Origin of the sequence: Bradyrhizobium sp., assembly GCF_004799405.1 — a bacterium.
Lineage (GTDB): Bacteria > Pseudomonadota > Alphaproteobacteria > Rhizobiales > Xanthobacteraceae > Bradyrhizobium.
Genome location: NZ_SSMW01000002.1, coordinates 56,212 through 71,697 on the forward strand (window position 1 = coordinate 56,212; position 15,486 = coordinate 71,697).

General features: G+C 62.7%; 14 protein-coding genes. 10 read left to right on the plus strand and 4 right to left on the minus strand.

The features are described from left to right. The first annotated feature begins 39 nt into the window (after window positions 1-39). The 5 genes from E7813_RS00520 (at window position 40) to E7813_RS00540 (ending at window position 6,082) form a co-directional block, all read left to right on the plus strand. The gene (locus E7813_RS00520) at window positions 40-1,755 is read left to right on the plus strand and encodes an IlvD/Edd family dehydratase (protein WP_291569784.1); all 1,716 of its coding nucleotides are present in this window, start codon (window positions 40-42) and stop codon (window positions 1,753-1,755) included. Between the two features lie 127 nt (window positions 1,756-1,882). Beyond that, a complete protein-coding gene (locus E7813_RS00525; RefSeq protein WP_291569785.1) occupies window positions 1,883-2,884 on the plus strand; it encodes a TRAP transporter substrate-binding protein in 1,002 nt (333 codons plus the stop codon). A 163-nt stretch (window positions 2,885-3,047) separates the two neighbouring features. Next, a complete protein-coding gene (locus tag E7813_RS00530) occupies window positions 3,048-4,001 on the plus strand; it encodes a TRAP transporter substrate-binding protein (protein WP_291569787.1) in 954 nt (317 codons plus the stop codon). Between the two features lie 159 nt (window positions 4,002-4,160). Continuing rightward, entirely contained in the window at window positions 4,161-4,745 is a 585-nt protein-coding gene (locus E7813_RS00535) for a TRAP transporter small permease (RefSeq protein WP_291569789.1), read from the plus strand. Next, window positions 4,742-6,082 (plus strand): TRAP transporter large permease, encoded by a 1,341-nt coding sequence (locus tag E7813_RS00540; RefSeq protein ID WP_291569791.1) that lies wholly within the window; start codon window positions 4,742-4,744, stop codon window positions 6,080-6,082. Before E7813_RS00535 ends, E7813_RS00540 begins: the two co-directional genes overlap by 4 nt. Window positions 6,083-6,238: 156 nt before the next feature. On the opposite strand, the gene E7813_RS00545 is transcribed toward E7813_RS00540, so the two are convergent. Further along, complete coding sequence (locus E7813_RS00545; RefSeq protein WP_291570063.1) at window positions 6,239-7,033, minus strand: enoyl-CoA hydratase-related protein; 795 nt, start codon at window positions 7,031-7,033, stop codon at window positions 6,239-6,241. Between the two features lie 135 nt (window positions 7,034-7,168). Between E7813_RS00545 and E7813_RS00550 the strand changes: the two genes are divergently transcribed. Next, the gene (locus E7813_RS00550; protein WP_291569793.1) at window positions 7,169-8,374 is read left to right on the plus strand and encodes a cytochrome P450; all 1,206 of its coding nucleotides are present in this window, start codon (window positions 7,169-7,171) and stop codon (window positions 8,372-8,374) included. A 4-nt stretch (window positions 8,375-8,378) separates the two neighbouring features. Continuing rightward, window positions 8,379-9,599, plus strand: coding sequence for an FAD-dependent oxidoreductase (locus tag E7813_RS00555; protein ID WP_291569795.1), 1,221 nt, complete (start codon window positions 8,379-8,381; stop codon window positions 9,597-9,599). Window positions 9,600-9,681: 82 nt separating this feature from the next. Here the strand turns inward: E7813_RS00555 and E7813_RS00560 are convergent, their stop codons facing one another. Together E7813_RS00560 and E7813_RS00565 are read right to left on the minus strand one after the other, a co-directional pair. Then, window positions 9,682-10,632 carry a ribokinase gene (locus E7813_RS00560; RefSeq protein WP_291569798.1) on the minus strand — a complete coding sequence of 317 codons (951 nt, stop codon included), beginning with the start codon at window positions 10,630-10,632 and terminating at the stop codon, window positions 9,682-9,684. A gap of 21 nt (window positions 10,633-10,653) precedes the next feature. After that, window positions 10,654-11,547: a sugar kinase gene (locus E7813_RS00565; protein WP_291569799.1), complete on the minus strand. Its 894-nt coding sequence runs from the start codon at window positions 11,545-11,547 to the stop codon at window positions 10,654-10,656. Between the two features lie 226 nt (window positions 11,548-11,773). Between E7813_RS00565 and E7813_RS00570 the strand changes: the two genes are divergently transcribed. The 3 genes from E7813_RS00570 (at window position 11,774) to E7813_RS00580 (ending at window position 15,145) form a co-directional block, all read left to right on the plus strand. Beyond that, window positions 11,774-13,033, plus strand: a complete 1,260-nt coding sequence (locus E7813_RS00570) for a Glu/Leu/Phe/Val dehydrogenase (RefSeq protein ID WP_291569801.1) — start codon at window positions 11,774-11,776, stop codon at window positions 13,031-13,033. After that, complete coding sequence (locus E7813_RS00575) at window positions 13,030-13,872, plus strand: VOC family protein (RefSeq protein ID WP_291569802.1); 843 nt, start codon at window positions 13,030-13,032, stop codon at window positions 13,870-13,872. The genes E7813_RS00570 and E7813_RS00575 overlap by 4 nt, the downstream gene beginning before the upstream one ends. A gap of 121 nt (window positions 13,873-13,993) precedes the next feature. Continuing rightward, on the plus strand, window positions 13,994-15,145 hold the full coding sequence (locus tag E7813_RS00580; RefSeq protein ID WP_291569804.1) for a Gfo/Idh/MocA family oxidoreductase: 1,152 nt from the start codon (window positions 13,994-13,996) through the stop codon (window positions 15,143-15,145). Window positions 15,146-15,234: 89 nt separating this feature from the next. On the opposite strand, the gene E7813_RS00585 is transcribed toward E7813_RS00580, so the two are convergent. Next, window positions 15,235-15,477 (minus strand): hypothetical protein, encoded by a 243-nt coding sequence (locus tag E7813_RS00585; RefSeq protein WP_291569806.1) that lies wholly within the window; start codon window positions 15,475-15,477, stop codon window positions 15,235-15,237. Window positions 15,478-15,486 lie beyond the last annotated feature (9 nt).

Below are 15,486 nucleotides of genomic sequence, written 5' to 3' on the forward strand. Positions count from 1 at the left end.
AACGTTGGCACTTGAGCCAAGTTGGAGAGGATACGACGCATGGCTGACGGGCTTCGCAAGGGTTTGACGAGTTATGGCGACGCCGGGTTCTCGCTGTTCCTGCGCAAGGCCTTCATCAAGGCGATGGGCTATTCCGACGATGCGCTCAATCGCCCGATCGTCGGCATCACCAACACCCACAGCGACTACAATCCCTGTCACGGCAACGTGCCGCAGATTATCGAAGCGGTGAAACGCGGCGCGATGCTGGCCGGTGCGATGCCGATGGTGTTTCCGACCATCTCGATTGCCGAAAGCTTTGCGTTCCCGACCTCGATGTATCTGCGCAATCTGATGGCGATGGACACCGAGGAAATGATCCGCGCCCAGCCGATGGACTCGGTGGTGGTGATCGGCGGCTGCGACAAGACCTTGCCGGCGCAGATCATGGCCGCCGTCAGCGCCGATCTGCCGACGGTGGTGATCCCGGTCGGGCCGATGGTGGTCGGTCATCACAAGGGCGAGGTGCTGGGCGCCTGCACCGATTGCCGGCGGCTTTGGGCCAAATTCCGCGCCGGTGAAATCGACGACGTCGAGATCGAGGCGGTCAACGGCCGGCTCGCGCCTTCCGTCGGCACCTGCATGGTGATGGGTACCGCCTCTACCATGGCCTGCATCACGGAGTCGCTGGGACTGTCGCTGCCGATGAGCGCGACCATTCCGGCACCCCATGCCGAGCGTTTTCGTCTCGCGGAAGCCAGCGGCAAGGTCGCCGCCGAAATGGCCAGGGCGAAAGGCCCGCGGCCGAGCGAGTTGCTGACGCCCGCGGCGTTCAGGAATGCGCAAGTCGTGCTGCAGGCGATCGGTGGATCGACCAACGGCCTCATTCACCTCACGGCGATCGCCAATCGCACCGCACATCGCATCGATCTCGAAGCCTTCAACAGAATCGGCCGCGAGGTGCCCGTTCTGATCGACCTGAAGCCATCGGGTGCACACTACATGGAGCATTTCCATCATGCCGGCGGCGTGCCGAGATTGATGGCGCAGCTCGGCGACCTCATCGATCTGGATGCCAGGACCATCACCGGCGCCACGTTGCGCGATGTGGTTGCCGGCGCCGAGGAGGTACCGGGACAGGACGTAATCCGCGCGCGAAAAAGTCCGATCAAGCCGGAAGGCGCGATGGCGGTGCTGCACGGCAATCTCGCGCCGCGCGGCGCCGTCATCAAGCATTCGGCGGCCAGCCCCAGGCTGTTGCAGCACACCGGCCGCGCCGTGGTGTTCGACTCGGTCGAGGACATGACGCTCCGGGTCGACGATCCCGATCTCGACGTCAATGCCGACGACGTGCTGGTGCTGCGCAACGCCGGGCCGAAGGGTGCGCCGGGCATGCCGGAAGCCGGCTATCTGCCGATCCCGATGAAACTGGGGCGCGCCGGCGTCAAGGACATGGTGCGGATATCGGATGCGCGAATGAGCGGAACGGCATTCGGCACCATCGTGCTGCACATCACTCCGGAATCCGCCGTGGGCGGCCCGTTGGCGCTGGTCCAAAACGGCGACATGATCCGGCTCGACGTTGCCAACCGCAGCATCGATCTTCTGATCGACACTGCGGAGTTTAGAATACGCCAGGCAGCGTTGGCCCCGGCGGCGACGCCGGATTGGGCCAAACGCGGCTATGCGCATCTGTTCAATGAAACCATCCTGCAGGCCGACGAAGGCTGCGACTTCGATTTCATGCGCGGCACGGGACCGTCATCCTCCGGGTGAACGCAATTGCGGTTCATCCCGGGGGTGACGGAGCCCATTATCTCGCAGATGCGTTGCGCCCTTTGTTTGATTGACATTCAAACAACCCCGATGGGATGATTGAGAAAATCAAAACAGGGGGGAGACGATGGTCAAGTTGAGAGGAATTCTCGGTGCGGTCGTGGCCGCGTCGGCGATCATGATGGCGACAAGCGCGAGCGCGCAGGAGGTGAAGCATTATCGCTTCGCCTACGACCAGCCCAAGACGACGGGTTACGGAATCCTCGGCGATATCTTCAGCGACAAGCTGAAGGAGCTAAGCAAGGGCACCATGCTGATCGAGCAATATCCCGGCGCGCAGCTCGGGCAGGAGCCGCAAGTCCTGCAACTGGTGAAAGCGGGAGACGTGGAGTTCTGCATTTCCTCCTCGGCCAATGCCGCTACGCTGTCGCCGCAGGCCGGCGTGATGTCGATGCATTTCCTGTTCCGCTCCGAAGCGCACCTCGTCAAGGCGATCGCGGATCCCAGGGTGTCCGCGGAGGTCAAGGCGATGATCGCGGATACGGTGCAGGGCGCGCGCGTCATCGCGCTCTCGACGCTCGGGCTTCGCAGCATGTATTCGAAGCGCGAGATCAAGAAGGTCGACGACATGAAAGGCCTCAAGGTGCGGGTGCAGGCGACGCCGACCGAGGACACCATGTTCCCGGCCTATGGCGCGCAGGTCGTGCACATGCCGTTCGGCAGCGTCTACACCTCGCTGCAGACCGGCGTGGTCGATGTCGCCGAAAACGGCGTCAACGTTTACCTCGCCAACAAGCACTATGAAGTAGCCCCGGTGCTTTCGATGACCGAACACGAGGCCAACAACAGCCTGGTCTGGGTCAGCGACAAGCTGTGGAACAGCCTGACGCCGGAGCAACAGGGCTGGGTGCAAGCCGCCGCCGACGAGGTCAACAAGAACCAGCCGGCGAAGGCGATCGAACTCGAGCATCAATCGCAGGACAAGCTGAAGGCGATGGGCGTCAAGGTCGTCACCGACGTCGACAAATCCGGTTTCATCAAGGTCGCCGACCCCTATCTTGACAAGCTCTCCAAGGAGCTTGGCCCGCACGCCGAGAAGATCAAGGACCTGATCCGGTCGATTAATTAGAGCATCTGCACTCGTCGTCCCGGCGTTTCACCGGGCCGACGAGATGGCCCGATGTCTGATTGACAATCCTGTTACCCCGATGGGATGATTGAAAAAATCAAAACAGGGGGAAGCTTTGAACAATCCAGGAAAAATAGTCGCTGCGGCGGTCGCGGCGGCGGCAATGGTTTTTACCACCGGCGCCGGCGGGCAGGAGGTGAAGCACTATCGTTTCGCCCACGACCAGCAGCTCAATTCCGGCTACAGCGTCGCCTACGATATATTTTCCGCCAGGCTCAAGGAATTGAGCAAGGGGAGCATGCTGGTCGACCAGTATCCCGGCGCGCAGCTCGGACAGGAGCCGCAGATCCTGCAGCTCGTCAAATCGGGCGATATCGATTTTGCGGTCGTCTCTTCCGCCAATACCTCGACGATCTCGCCGCAAGCCGGCGTGATGTCGCTGCATTTCCTGTTCCGCTCCGAGGCGCACGACATCAAGGCGATGGGCGACCAGAAAGTCTTTGAAGCGATCCGGGACATGATCGACGACACCGCGCCCGGCATTCATGCGATCGGGCTTGCCACCCAGGGTTTCCGCAACATGTATGGCAAGAAGGAAGTCCACAAGGTCGAGGACCTCAAGGGCTACAAGGTTCGGGTCCAGGCAACCGCGACCGAGGACACGATGTTTGCCGCCTATGGCGCCCAGACCGTGCACATGCCGTTCGGCAGCGTCTATACTTCGCTGCAAACCGGCGTGGTGGATTTCGGCGAAAACGGCGTCAACGTCTACCTCATCAACAAGCACTATGAAGTGGCGCCCGTGCTCTCGATGACCGAGCACGAGGCCAACAACGCCATCGTCTGGATCAGCGACAAACTGTGGCAAAGCCTCAGCGCCGAGCAGAAGCAATGGGTTCTGACCGCCGCAAAGGACGTCAGTGCGCAGGAGCCGAAGCGGGCTTTCGAGCTCGAACGCTCGGCGGCGACGAAACTCGAGAAGCTGGGCGTCAAGATCGTCACCGATGTCGACAAGACGGGTTTTCAGAAAATCGCCGATCCCTATCTCGACAAGCTTGCCAAGGAACTCGGCTCGCACGCCGACAAGATCAAGACCCTGATCCGGGCGATCGACTAGGCGGCTGAAATAGCATCGTCATGCCCGGCCTTGTGCCGGGCATCCACGTCTTACTTCACGCTGCATCAGGACGTGGATGGCCGGGATATCTAGCGCGAAGACGTGCTTCGCACTTTTGCCCGGCCATGAAGAAAAGCCGGGACGACGGAGAACCTGACGATGTCCATCGCCGATAAACTGGTGTTGCAGCGGCAGCATCACCTCAAGTGGCGGTCGCTCGACCGGCTCGAACTGGTCCTGATGATCGTTTGCGGCGTGCTGTGCTTCGGCTTCTCGCTGTCGGTGATGTGCGATATCGTCACGCGGACCATCGGCCATCCCTGGCTATGGCTGCAGGAAGTCACCTCCACGCTGTTTATCTATGCGATCTTCATCGGCGCTGCGGTCGCCACCCGCCGCAACGACCATCTGTATCTGACCGCGATTTCCGAGGCGATGCACGGTACCCCGCGCCTGATCGTCGAGATCCTGATCCGCCTGATCGTTCTCGGCGTCGCATTCTGCCTGATCGGGTTCGGCTATATCAATTACATCAGGGGCTTCGGCAGTTTCCGGCTTCCCTCGGGCACCCCGATCGCCTCGCTCTATGCAGCCATTCCTTTTGCCGGCGCGCTGATCGCGCTGTTTGCGGTCGAGCAACTGGTCAACGGCATCCGCAACGGCTTTGATCATCCCGAGCCGCCGGAAGAGGACAGGGACATTCCATCGATCGACACCAACATGACCAAGAAGGTGGGCCTGTGAGCGCGCCGGTCATCCTCGCGCTGATGTCGTTCTGCTTCCTGTTTTTCGGCTACCTCGGCGTGCCCGTGCCGTTCTCGCTGATGGCGGGCGTGTTCATCGGCGCGGCGCTGACCGACGTTTCACTGGCGGCGATCGTCCAGAAGATTTTCGACGGCATGGATTCCGAGGCGCTGCTGGCGATTCCGTTTTTCCTGCTGGTCGGCGAACTCATGAGCTCGGCCAACGTGGTGGTGCGGATCGCCAATCTGTCGCTGTCGCTGGTCGGGCACATCAGGGGCGGGCTGTCGCAGGTCGTCGTAGTTTTCAGCATGTTCTTCTCGGAAATGTCGGGATCGACCACCGCCGACGTCGCGGTCATGAGCCGCGCGCTGGGCGGCCCGATGAAGCGGGAGGGCTACAGCCCCGCCTTCATCGCGGCGATCATCGCATCCGCCTCCACCATTGCGGCCCTGGTGCCGCCGAGCATCACGGCCGTGGTCTATGGCGCGGTCGGCAACGTCTCGATCGCCGGGCTGTTCATGGCCGGAGTGGTGCCGGGACTGATGATCGGCTTCGGCCTGATGATCTATTGCTATTTTTTCGGACCCTCCGGCATGCGCAAGCCGCGCGCGCCGTTTCGCCAGGTGGTTTTCGCCGCCGGCGACGCGGCGTTGCCGCTGATGATTCCGGTGATCCTGCTCGGCGGCATCCTCACCGGCTGGTTTACGCCGACCGAAGCCGGCGCCGTCGCGGTGATCTGGATCATCGCGGTGGTGATCCCCGCGCTCAATCGCGGGCACATCAGGAAGATTCCTTACGACTTTTGCCTTGCCGGGCTGATCTTCTCGCTGCCGCTGATCACCATCGGCGCCGCCAACGCGTTCGGATGGATGCTCGCCTATCTGCGCGGCGCCATCGTGATCGCCGACTGGATCACCTCGATCGCCGGCAATGATCCGCAATACATGATGCTGCTGCTGGTGCTGCTGTTCACGGTGGTCGGCGATTTCATCGAGCCGGTGCCGACCATCATCATCTTCATGCCGCTGGTGAATGCGCTGACGCAGGCCGGCGACATCAACGGCGTACATATGGGCGTGGTCCTGATCGCCACACTGGCGTTCGGGCTGATCACGCCACCCTATGGTCTGGTGCTGCTGATGGCGTCGAAATTCGTCGGCGTCAGTTTCGGCAAGGCGCTGCGCGCGGCGCTGCCGATCTACGTGGTGTTCCTGGTGACGATCTGCTTTACGATCTATTTCCCGAAAGTGGTGCTGTGGCTGCCGAAGCACGTGATCCCGGAATCGGTCGGCTGCTTCAAGTCGCCGTCGGGGACCGGGTATATCTGCCCGCCCTAGACACCGTGTCGTCCCCGCGAACGCGGGAACCCATACCGCGTAGTCAGCGCGGCATTTATACAGACGGCTGCGGCGAGCCTACGCTTCGACAATTGCGGTCGGTGATTATGGGTTCCTGCTTTCGCAGGAACGACACTGAGAGTGGGCGATCGGCCGCTACTTTCCCTTGCTGGTGAACTTCTTCACCGCCACGCGAAACTCTTCCGTGTGCATGCAGCCGATGATGCCGTCCCGTTCGGCGTCGAGCTGTTGTTCGATCGGCGTCACATGCGCGCGATGGATCAGCGCCTTCGTCGCCGCCAGTGCTGCCGGTGCGTTTTGCGCCAGACGAAGCGCCAGTTCGCGGGTCGCGGCTTTCAGCTCAACCGCTGGCACGACCCTGGCGACCAGGCCCCAGTCATAGGCCTGGGCCGCCGAAAAGCTGTCCTCGGCCAGATAGATCTGCAACGCCCGGCGCGCCCCGACGCTCGCAACCACGCCGACGGTGCCGCCGCCGTCGGGCGATACGCCGAGCTTGGCATAAGCGGGCGTGAAGCGGGCGTCTTCGGCGGCGATGCAGAGATCGGCGACGAAGGCGAGCGAAAGGCCGGCGCCGGCGGCCGAACCGTGTACGCTCGCCAGCACGATCCTGGGCATCTGCCGCAAGCTGGTGATGAAAGCGTGATAGTGCTTCAGCAATTCACCGACCACAGGCGCGATGTTGTCGGCAGCGGCCGCCGCCCCAATGGTTTGCAGGTCGCCGCCGGCGCAGAACGCGCGGCCTGCGCCTTCGATCACGAGCACGCGGATATCGTCGTTGTCGGCGACCTCGGCGCCGAGTTGTTCGAGCTTCTTTGCGATCGAAAGATCGATCGAGTTGAAAGCGGCGGGGCGATTGAGCGTGATGGTGGCGATCGGGCCTTCGATCCGCAGCAGCGCCGGATCGTCGGGCAGGGAGGCGGTTGCGGGCATCGACATCTGGTGAGTCCCGGTCTTGTGAGGTTCGGGGGCATTTAAATAGCAGAAGCGGTGGGGTGACAATCCCCGCCGAAGTCGTGCAAAATGGGCCGAACCGGCCAGGCGGCGAGGGATGGAAACGGGGACAATATGGCAAGCGACCAAGCGACGTTGAGCCGACCGGTTTCCACCATCGATCCGTTTTCGCACGCCTTCCTGCACGATCCCTATCCGCACCACGAGGCGATGCGGGAAGCAGGTCCCGTGGTTTGGCTCGAGCAATACGGAATATGGGCGATGGCCCGCCACCAGGAGGTGCGGGATTCCCTGACGGATTGGCAAACCTTTTGCTCGTCGGCCGGAGTCGGCTTGAGCGACTTCCGAAAGGAACCGCCATGGCGTCCGCCCAGCATCATTCTGGAAGCCGATCCGCCGCTGCACACGCGTACCCGCGCGGTGCTGACCCGAATCCTGTCACCGGCCGCGATCAATGTCCTGCGCACGACCTTCGAGCGCGAGGCGGAACTGTTGGTCGCCCGGCTGGTGGAACAGCGCGAATTCGACGGTGTCGCGGATCTGGCGGAAGCTTATCCGCTCAAGGTTTTTCCGGATGCGGTCGGCATTTCCGGAGACGGTCGCGAGAATCTCTTGCCCTATGGCAGCATGGTGTTCAATTCCTTCGGCCCGCGCAACGATCTGTTCAACCAGGCGATGGCCAATGCCGGCCCGGTTCGCGAATGGATCATGTCGAAGTGCAGCCGCGCGGCGCTGGCGCCGGACGGATTGGGCATGCTGATTTTCAGGGCCGTCGATGCCGGCGAACTGGCGGAAGATGAAGCGGGCATGCTGGTGCGTTCATTTCTTTCGGCGGGCATCGACACCACGGTGTATGGGCTCGGCAATGCGCTGTACTGCATGGCGCGTTATCCCGAACAATGGACGGCACTTCGCGAGAATCCCGCGCTGATCCGCGGCGCCTTCGAGGAGGTGTTGCGTTTCGAGGCGCCGGTGCAGACCTTCTTTCGGACCACGACCAAAGCTGTCGATGTCGGCGGCGTACGCCTGGGCGAGGGCGAAAAGGTGCTGCTGTTTCTCGCCGCGGCCAACCGCGATCCGCGCCGCTGGGACAGGCCCGATACTTTCGACGTCAGGCGCCGCGCCACCGGGCACATGACCTTCGGCACCGGCATTCATGGCTGCGTCGGGCAGGCGGTGGCGCGGCTTGAAAGCGAGGCGATTTTTGCAGCACTCGCCAAACGCGTAGTTTCCTTCGAACTGACAGGCGAACCGCGTCGGCGGCTCAACAACACGCTGCGCGGGTTCGATACCTTGCCGCTTCCCCTCGTGCCGGCCTGATCGGATGGAGCAGGGACCGGTTCTGATCGTCGGGGCAGGCCATGCGGGCTTTCAGCTCGCGGCCTCGTTGCGGCAGCACCATTACGGCGGACGCATCGTCCTGATCAATGACGAGGCGCATCTGCCGTACCAGCGGCCGCCTTTGTCGAAAGCCTATCTCAAAGGCGGCGGCGCGCCTGACAGCCTGATGTTCCGCCCCGACAAATTTTACCGCGACCAGAACATCGAGTTGACCGCCGATCGTGCCGCCTTCATCGATCGCGCCGCGCACCGGCTGCTGCTCGCCTCCGGCTCATTTTTCGATTACGGCCATTTGGTGCTGGCCACCGGCGCGCGCAACCGGCTGCTCGACATCCCCAATGCCAACCTCGAAGACGTGCGCTATTTGCGGACGCTCGACGAAAGCGAGGCATTGCGGCAAAGGATCACGCAGGGCCAGCGCGTCGTCGTCGTCGGTGCTGGATTTATCGGCCTCGAATTTGCCGCCACCGCGCGGGCCAAGGGACTTGAAGTGGATGTGGTCGAACTCGGACCGCGCGTGATGGCGCGTGCAGTGACCGCGGAAATCTCGGCATTCTTCGAGCAGCGGCACGCCGCTGCAGGGATCCGCATCCATTTCGGCGTGCAGGCCACCAGCATCGAGGGCGATAGCGGCCGCGTGACCGGTGTCAGCCTCAGCGACGGCCGGCATGTCGCGGCCGATCTGGTCGTGGTCGGCGTCGGTGTGTTGCCGAACGTCGAACTGGCGGCGGAAGCCGGCCTGCCGGTGGGGTCGGGGATCATCGTCAACGAGCAATTGCTGACCTCGGATCCGAACATATCGGCGATCGGCGACTGCGCGCTGTTCGACAGCCCGCGCTTTGGCGCGTCGCTGCGGCTGGAATCGGTGCAGAACGCCACCGATCACGCCCGCTGCGTCGCGGCGCGTCTAACCGGCGATGCCAAAACCTATGACGGCCTGCCGTGGTTCTGGAGCGACCAGGGCCCCGACAAGCTGCAGATCGCCGGTCTCACCACTGGCTACGATCGCGTCGTGGTGCGCGGGGACGCCGGGCAGGGATCGTTCTCGGCGTTCTGCTACAAAGCTGGACAATTGGTTGGCGTCGAGTCGGTCAATCGCGCGTCGGACCATGTGTTCGGACGGAAAATTCTCGGACTCAACAGGTCGATCACGCCGGAACAGGCCGCGGACTTGCGGTTTGATTTGAAAGCAGCGCTGGCTTGACTTGTCGTCCCGGCCTCCGAGCCGGGACCCAGACGCCGTGCCATCTCGTTTTGCGCGGTGGCAGAGACCTCTTTCTTGACAATTAACGCCGGTGATTATGGGTCCCGCTCGGTGGCCGGGATGACGTGGAGAGAGCGGCCCCCACTTCCGCGGCTGTCGGCATCGATGGCCCCGCGCCCATCCGTTGTACGCAGATCGAGGCAGCAGCATTGGCGAAGTCCAGCGCGGCCTCGATTGACTGGCCGTCGGCGAGTTGGGCGGCAACCGCGCCGACAAAACAGTCGCCGGCGCCAGTGGTGTCGACGGCCTTGACGGCGTGGCCTGGAATAAACACGGGCTCGTCGTTGACGAGCGCCAGCACGCCACGCCTGCCCAGCGTCACGCAGATGATCCTGTCTTTGGTTGGTAACGATCGCACCGCGCCGATCAATCGCGCATGATCGTCGGTATCAAGAAGTCCGGTTTTCGCCAGCAAGCCGAGCTCGCTTTCATTGAGGATGAGAATATCGACCAGATCAAGCATTGCGGAGTCGAATTCGATCGCAGGCGCCGGATTGAGGATCGTCGTCGCGCCTGCTGCGCGGGCTCGTTTGAAGAAGGCGCTGATCGCAGGCAGCGGAATCTCGAACTGGCTGACAGCGATATCGCCTTTCGCAAGGTTGGATACAGCGATATCGGCAGCGTCAACAAGCGCATTGGCGCCGGGAATGACGACAATGGTGTTGTCGGCATTGGCGACCGTGATGATCGCCGTTCCCGTATGTGCCTCGGCTGTTTCCCGCAGGTAAGCGACGTCGACTCCCTGCGCCGCAAGGAACGCCTTCAACTGATCGCCGAACGCGTCCTTGCCAATGCGGCCGATCAGCGTCGTCGGCGCCCCCAGTTTGGCCGCGGCGACCGCCTGGTTCGCGCCTTTGCCACCGGGAAAATAGCGAACCGCGTTCCCCGTGACGGTCTCGCCGATACGGGGATGGCGCCCGGCCGTCGCCACTACATCCATGTTGATGCTTCCGGCAACGAAAACGCGGCTCATGCTGGCGCCTGATTCATCCCGTCAGGCGCCGCCCGCGAACGCCATCTTGACCACTTCGATGTCGGTCAGTGTCGGCAAGCCGGCCTCGTTGCCGAGGTGCTGGATCTTGTAGGTGGATGCGGCGCGCGCGAACACGAAATGGTCATGCCAGCTTTTGCCCGGATTGCTCAGGTATGAATAGATATAGGCACCGTGGAAGACGTCACCCGCGCCGTTGGTGTCGATGACGCGCTCGCGCGGGATCGGAAGCGCTGGCAGGCTGCGGACGGCGCCGGTCTCGTCATACCAAAGCAGGCCGCGCTCGCCCATGGTGATCCCGCCGACCCGGCAGCCGCGGCTCTTGAGGTAATCCAGCATCTCTTCGGGTGTCTTGTCCATTTGCTCGCACAATCGTTCGGCGACGATCGCGATGTCGATGAACTCGAGGAGTTCGTGGGTATTGCTGCGCAGGCCGCCGCCGTCGAGCGAGGTCAGGATGCCGGCCTCGCGGCAGAGTTTTGCGTAATGGATCGCTGCGTCCGGCTGGTGGCCATCGACATGCAGCGCGCGGCAGCCCTTGAGATTGAGGATCGGAAATGGATGAATGTGCTCGTCGTCGCGGCAGCGCACGATCGCCCGTTTGCCTTCCTTCGGCATGATGAAGGACAGCGAGGAGGCGTTGACCTTGCGCGGATGGATCGAAATTCCGTACTTGGCGCTCATGTCCTGGAACATGCGGCCCAGCCAGTCATTGGCGACGGTGGCGATCAGATCCGGCACGATGCCGAGCTTGGCGCAGCAGAACGCCGCTGTCACGGCGTTGCCGCCGAACGATACCGCATAGTCCTTGGCGACGTGCTTCTCGTCGCCGGTCGGCATGTGGTCGGTGATGAAGGTAACATCGATATAGGTTTGTCCGATGAACAGGGCTTGCATTGGTTTTCCGTCGTGCGCTGAAGGGTGGTCCCGGCGGCAACCTCACATTAGCACCGTCTATCACAGATTATTCGCTAAAATTATTGGCAACCGCGCCGCCGGTATCGCTTGAGATAACCCCATGGCCGGACTACGACCTTCCAAGGGGTATCGTCAGTGCGCCGCGCCGGCCTAACGGCCTGTGGCTGTTCTGAGTTCCTGACAAGAGAAAACAGGGGAGGGAACGATGACGGTTTATTCCGGTCCGGTGTTCGACATGGCGGTGAACCAGTTTGGCGTTATCGCCAATCATCTGTCGATCCCGATGGACGAACGCGACCGCCTGCTGCTGCCGAAGCGGGCCGTTACGGTCTCCTGTCCGATCCACCGCGACGACGGATCGGTCGCGGTGTTCGAGGGCTATCGCGTCCAGCATCACCTCACGCTCGGCCCGACCAAGGGTGGCACCCGGTTTGCCCCCAGCGTCGATATCGGCGAAGTCGCGGCATTGGCGATCTGGATGAGCTGGAAATGCGCGCTGGTCGGCTTGCCCTATGGCGGCGCCAAGGGTGGGATAAACGTCGATCTCAGCAAGATCTCCAAGCGCGAGCTGGAGGCGCTGTCGCGCCGCTATATGCAGGAGATGATCCCGTTCGTCGGCCCCCATACCGACGTGATGGCGCCAGACATGGGCACCAATGAGCAGGTCATGGCATGGTTCATGGACACCTATTCGATGTATCAGGGACACACGGTGACCGGGATCGTCACCGGCAAACCGGTTGCATCGGGCGGAACGCTGGGACGGCGCGAAGCCACAGGGCGCGGCGTCGCCCATCTCGCCAGGCGGGTGATGAACGAACTGTCGATCGACCTCAACAACGCCACCGCCGCGGTGCAGGGCTTTGGCAATGTCGGCTCCTATGCCGCGCTCGGATTGCATCATTTCGGCCTGAAAGTGATCGCGGTCAGCGACCATACCGGCGCGCTTCACGACCCTGCCGGCCTCGATATCACGGCGCTGATGCGCCACGCCGGCGAGCACGGTAGCATCGCCGGTTTTTCCAGCCAGATGCAGTTCGACCCGGCTCAAATCCTCGCGCTGCCCTGCGACGTGCTGGTACCGGCGGCGATGGAGCGCGTGATCGACGCGCGGGTCGCCGAAACCCTCAAATGCCGGGTGCTGGCGGAAGGCGCCAACGGCCCGACCACGCCGGATGCGGACTTGATACTCGAAAAACGCCAGGATGAGATTTTCCTGATCCCGGACATCCTGTGCAATTCCGGCGGCGTCGTGGTCAGCTATTTCGAATGGGTGCAGGACCTGCAGCAGCTGTTCTGGGAAGAAGAGGAGGTGATGCGACGCGAATATCACATCCTCGATCGCGCCTTCGACCACATGGTGGCGCGCGCCAAGGCTGACGGGGTTTCCCACCGCACCGCTGCGATGGCGATCGGCGTGGAGAAAGTCCGCGCCGCCAAGAACACGCGGGGACTTTTTCCGTGATCACCGGGCTCGATCACGTCGTCATTCTGGTCAGCGATATCGCCGCCGGTGCGACTGCCTATCAGACGCTGTTTGCGCGCGCGCCGGCCTGGCGCAACCGCGGCGACGGCGCCGCGCGCGTGCTGTTCACGCTCGACAACATGACACTGGAGCTGATGTCGCCCGATGGCGACGGCAACGCCGCGGACGGGATTCGTGCTGTTATTGCAAAACAGGGCGAAGGGCTGACGAGCATCTGCTTTCGCACCGGCGATATTGCGAAAATGCACCGCAGGCTGGATCGTTTGACGCTGAAGCCCGAGCCGATTGCCGAGGTCGAAAGCCGCGACGCCACGTCGGACGCCGTGTTGTCGTGGAAGCGAACCCGTGCGGCGACCGAGGCCACGCGCGGTGTGCGGATGTTTTTCCTGGAACTGGCGAAGGAACGTCCGCTCTCGGTCCGGACCACGTCCGCACCCGTCACCGCGATGGATCACGTAGTGGTCTCGACTGCGGACCCTGAACGCGCAGCCGCACTCTATGGCGCGCGGCTCGGGCTCGACATGGCGCTGGACCGCTCACACGCCGAGTGGGGACGGCTGATGTTCTTCCGCTGCGGCGATCTCATTGTCGAAGTGGTGCACCGACCGGGCAAGGACACCGATGCGGAGCATGACAGGCTGTGGGGCGTGAGCTGGCGCGTCGCCGATATCGATGCGACGCGGGCGCGGCTGGTGTCGGATGGCGTCGATGTGTCCGAGGTGCGCACGGGGCGCAAGCCGGGGACGCGGGTGCTGACGGTGCGCAACGGTACTTGCGGCATCCCCACGCTGCTGGTGGAGCGGACGGCAAAAGCATGAGATTCCTGCTTCCCTTCTCCGGCTCAAACCGCACTTCACGTGCTACATCCGATCTCCCGCCATCATCGAGCGACCGGCCGCTGGAACAACCAAAAGCAAAACTCCTGCAGGAGCAGACGATATGACGACGAAACGACTGGGGTTGATCATGAACGGTGTCACCGGCCGCATGGGTCTCAACCAGCACCTGATCCGCTCCATCATCGCGATCCGCGATGCCGGCGGCGTGCGGCTTGGCAACGGCGACCGCATGATGCCCGATCCGATTCTGGTGGGCCGCGACGCCGCCAAGGTCGAGCATCTTGCAAAGCAGTTCAACGTGGCGCGCTGGACCACCGACCTCGACAAGGCCCTGACCGAGAAAGGCGACACCATCTTCTTCGACGCCGCGACCACGCAGGCGCGTCCTTCGCTACTGACCAAGGCGATCAACGCCGGCAAGCACGTCTATTGCGAAAAGCCGATCGCGACCAATCTCGATGAAGCCATAGCGGTGCTCCGGCTGGCAAAAGAGAAAGGCGTCAAGCACGGCACCGTGCAGGACAAGCTGTTCCTGCCCGGCCTGAAGAAGCTGGCGTTCCTGCGCGATTCCGGCTTCTTCGGCCGGATGCTCTCGGTGCGCGGTGAATTCGGCTACTGGGTATTTGAGGGAGACTGGCAGGAGGCACAGCGTCCCTCGTGGAATTATCGCGCCGAGGATGGCGGCGGCATCATTCTCGACATGGTCTGCCACTGGCGCTACGTGCTCGACAATCTCTTCGGCGAGGTCGAAAGCGTAAGCTGTCTCGGCACAACCGATATTCCGGAGCGCTGGGACGAGAGGGGCAGAAAATACAACGCGACCGCCGATGATTCCGCCTATGCGACCTTCCGGCTCAAGGGCGGCGTGATTGCGCATATCAACATGTCCTGGGTGACGCGGGTCTATCGCGACGATCTCGTCACTTTCCAGGTCGACGGCACCCATGGCTCCGCAGTGGCCGGGCTCTCGGACTGCGTCATCCAGGCCCGGCAGGCGACGCCGCGGCCGGTGTGGAATCCCGACGAGAAGCGCACCCACGATTTCTATGCCGACTGGCACAAGCTTCCGGAAAACACCGTCTACGACAACGGCTTCAGGGAGCAGTGGGAAATGTTCATCCGCCATGTCTGCGAGGATGCGCCCTATAAACACACACTGCTCGAAGGCGCCAAAGGCGTGCAGCTTGCCGAATGCGCGCTGCAAAGCTGGCGCGAACGGCGCTGGATCGACGTCGCTCCGATCAAGGTGTGAAGTTCAGAAATCTTTCGTCTCACAACCAGACAATTCGCGGCTGGCGGTGAGTTCGCGAATGCTGCGTTAGCGCGGCAACGGAACCTGCCTCAGCGGTCGGGTGGCAGCTCGCTTGCCTGGCAATTTGTCCGGTGGGCCAGCATGCAGTCCTCCTGACGCGAGATATCGACCATCTTGTTCAGGAACAGGTAGCCAAGCAGCAGCGCCGCCACGAGCACAACCAGGAAAATCGCCAGCACGGAATCGGGGATTGGCCGCGAATCCCCGTCAGGGTTTCCATCTGGCGGTTGGCCTGGCGGCGCCGGTGGGGCGCTGTTGTCCTGCTTCGACACGACCCGCCT

Excerpts from the sequence above, each read along its gene's own strand:
- E7813_RS00520 (WP_291569784.1), top strand. The coding sequence starts at position 40 with ATGGCTGACGGGCTTCGCAAGGGTTTGACGAGTTATGGCGACGCCGGG.
- E7813_RS00525 (WP_291569785.1), top strand. The coding sequence starts at position 1,883 with ATGGTCAAGTTGAGAGGAATTCTCGGTGCGGTCGTGGCCGCGTCGGCG.
- E7813_RS00530 (WP_291569787.1), top strand. The coding sequence starts at position 3,048 with ATGGTTTTTACCACCGGCGCCGGCGGGCAGGAGGTGAAGCACTATCGT.
- E7813_RS00535 (WP_291569789.1), top strand. The coding sequence starts at position 4,161 with ATGTCCATCGCCGATAAACTGGTGTTGCAGCGGCAGCATCACCTCAAG.
- E7813_RS00545 (WP_291570063.1), bottom strand. The coding sequence starts at position 7,033 with ATGCCCGCAACCGCCTCCCTGCCCGACGATCCGGCGCTGCTGCGGATC.
- E7813_RS00550 (WP_291569793.1), top strand. The coding sequence starts at position 7,169 with ATGGCAAGCGACCAAGCGACGTTGAGCCGACCGGTTTCCACCATCGAT.
- E7813_RS00555 (WP_291569795.1), top strand. The coding sequence starts at position 8,379 with ATGGAGCAGGGACCGGTTCTGATCGTCGGGGCAGGCCATGCGGGCTTT.
- E7813_RS00560 (WP_291569798.1), bottom strand. The coding sequence starts at position 10,632 with ATGAGCCGCGTTTTCGTTGCCGGAAGCATCAACATGGATGTAGTGGCG.
- E7813_RS00565 (WP_291569799.1), bottom strand. The coding sequence starts at position 11,547 with ATGCAAGCCCTGTTCATCGGACAAACCTATATCGATGTTACCTTCATC.
- E7813_RS00570 (WP_291569801.1), top strand. The coding sequence starts at position 11,774 with ATGACGGTTTATTCCGGTCCGGTGTTCGACATGGCGGTGAACCAGTTT.
- E7813_RS00580 (WP_291569804.1), top strand. The coding sequence starts at position 13,994 with ATGACGACGAAACGACTGGGGTTGATCATGAACGGTGTCACCGGCCGC.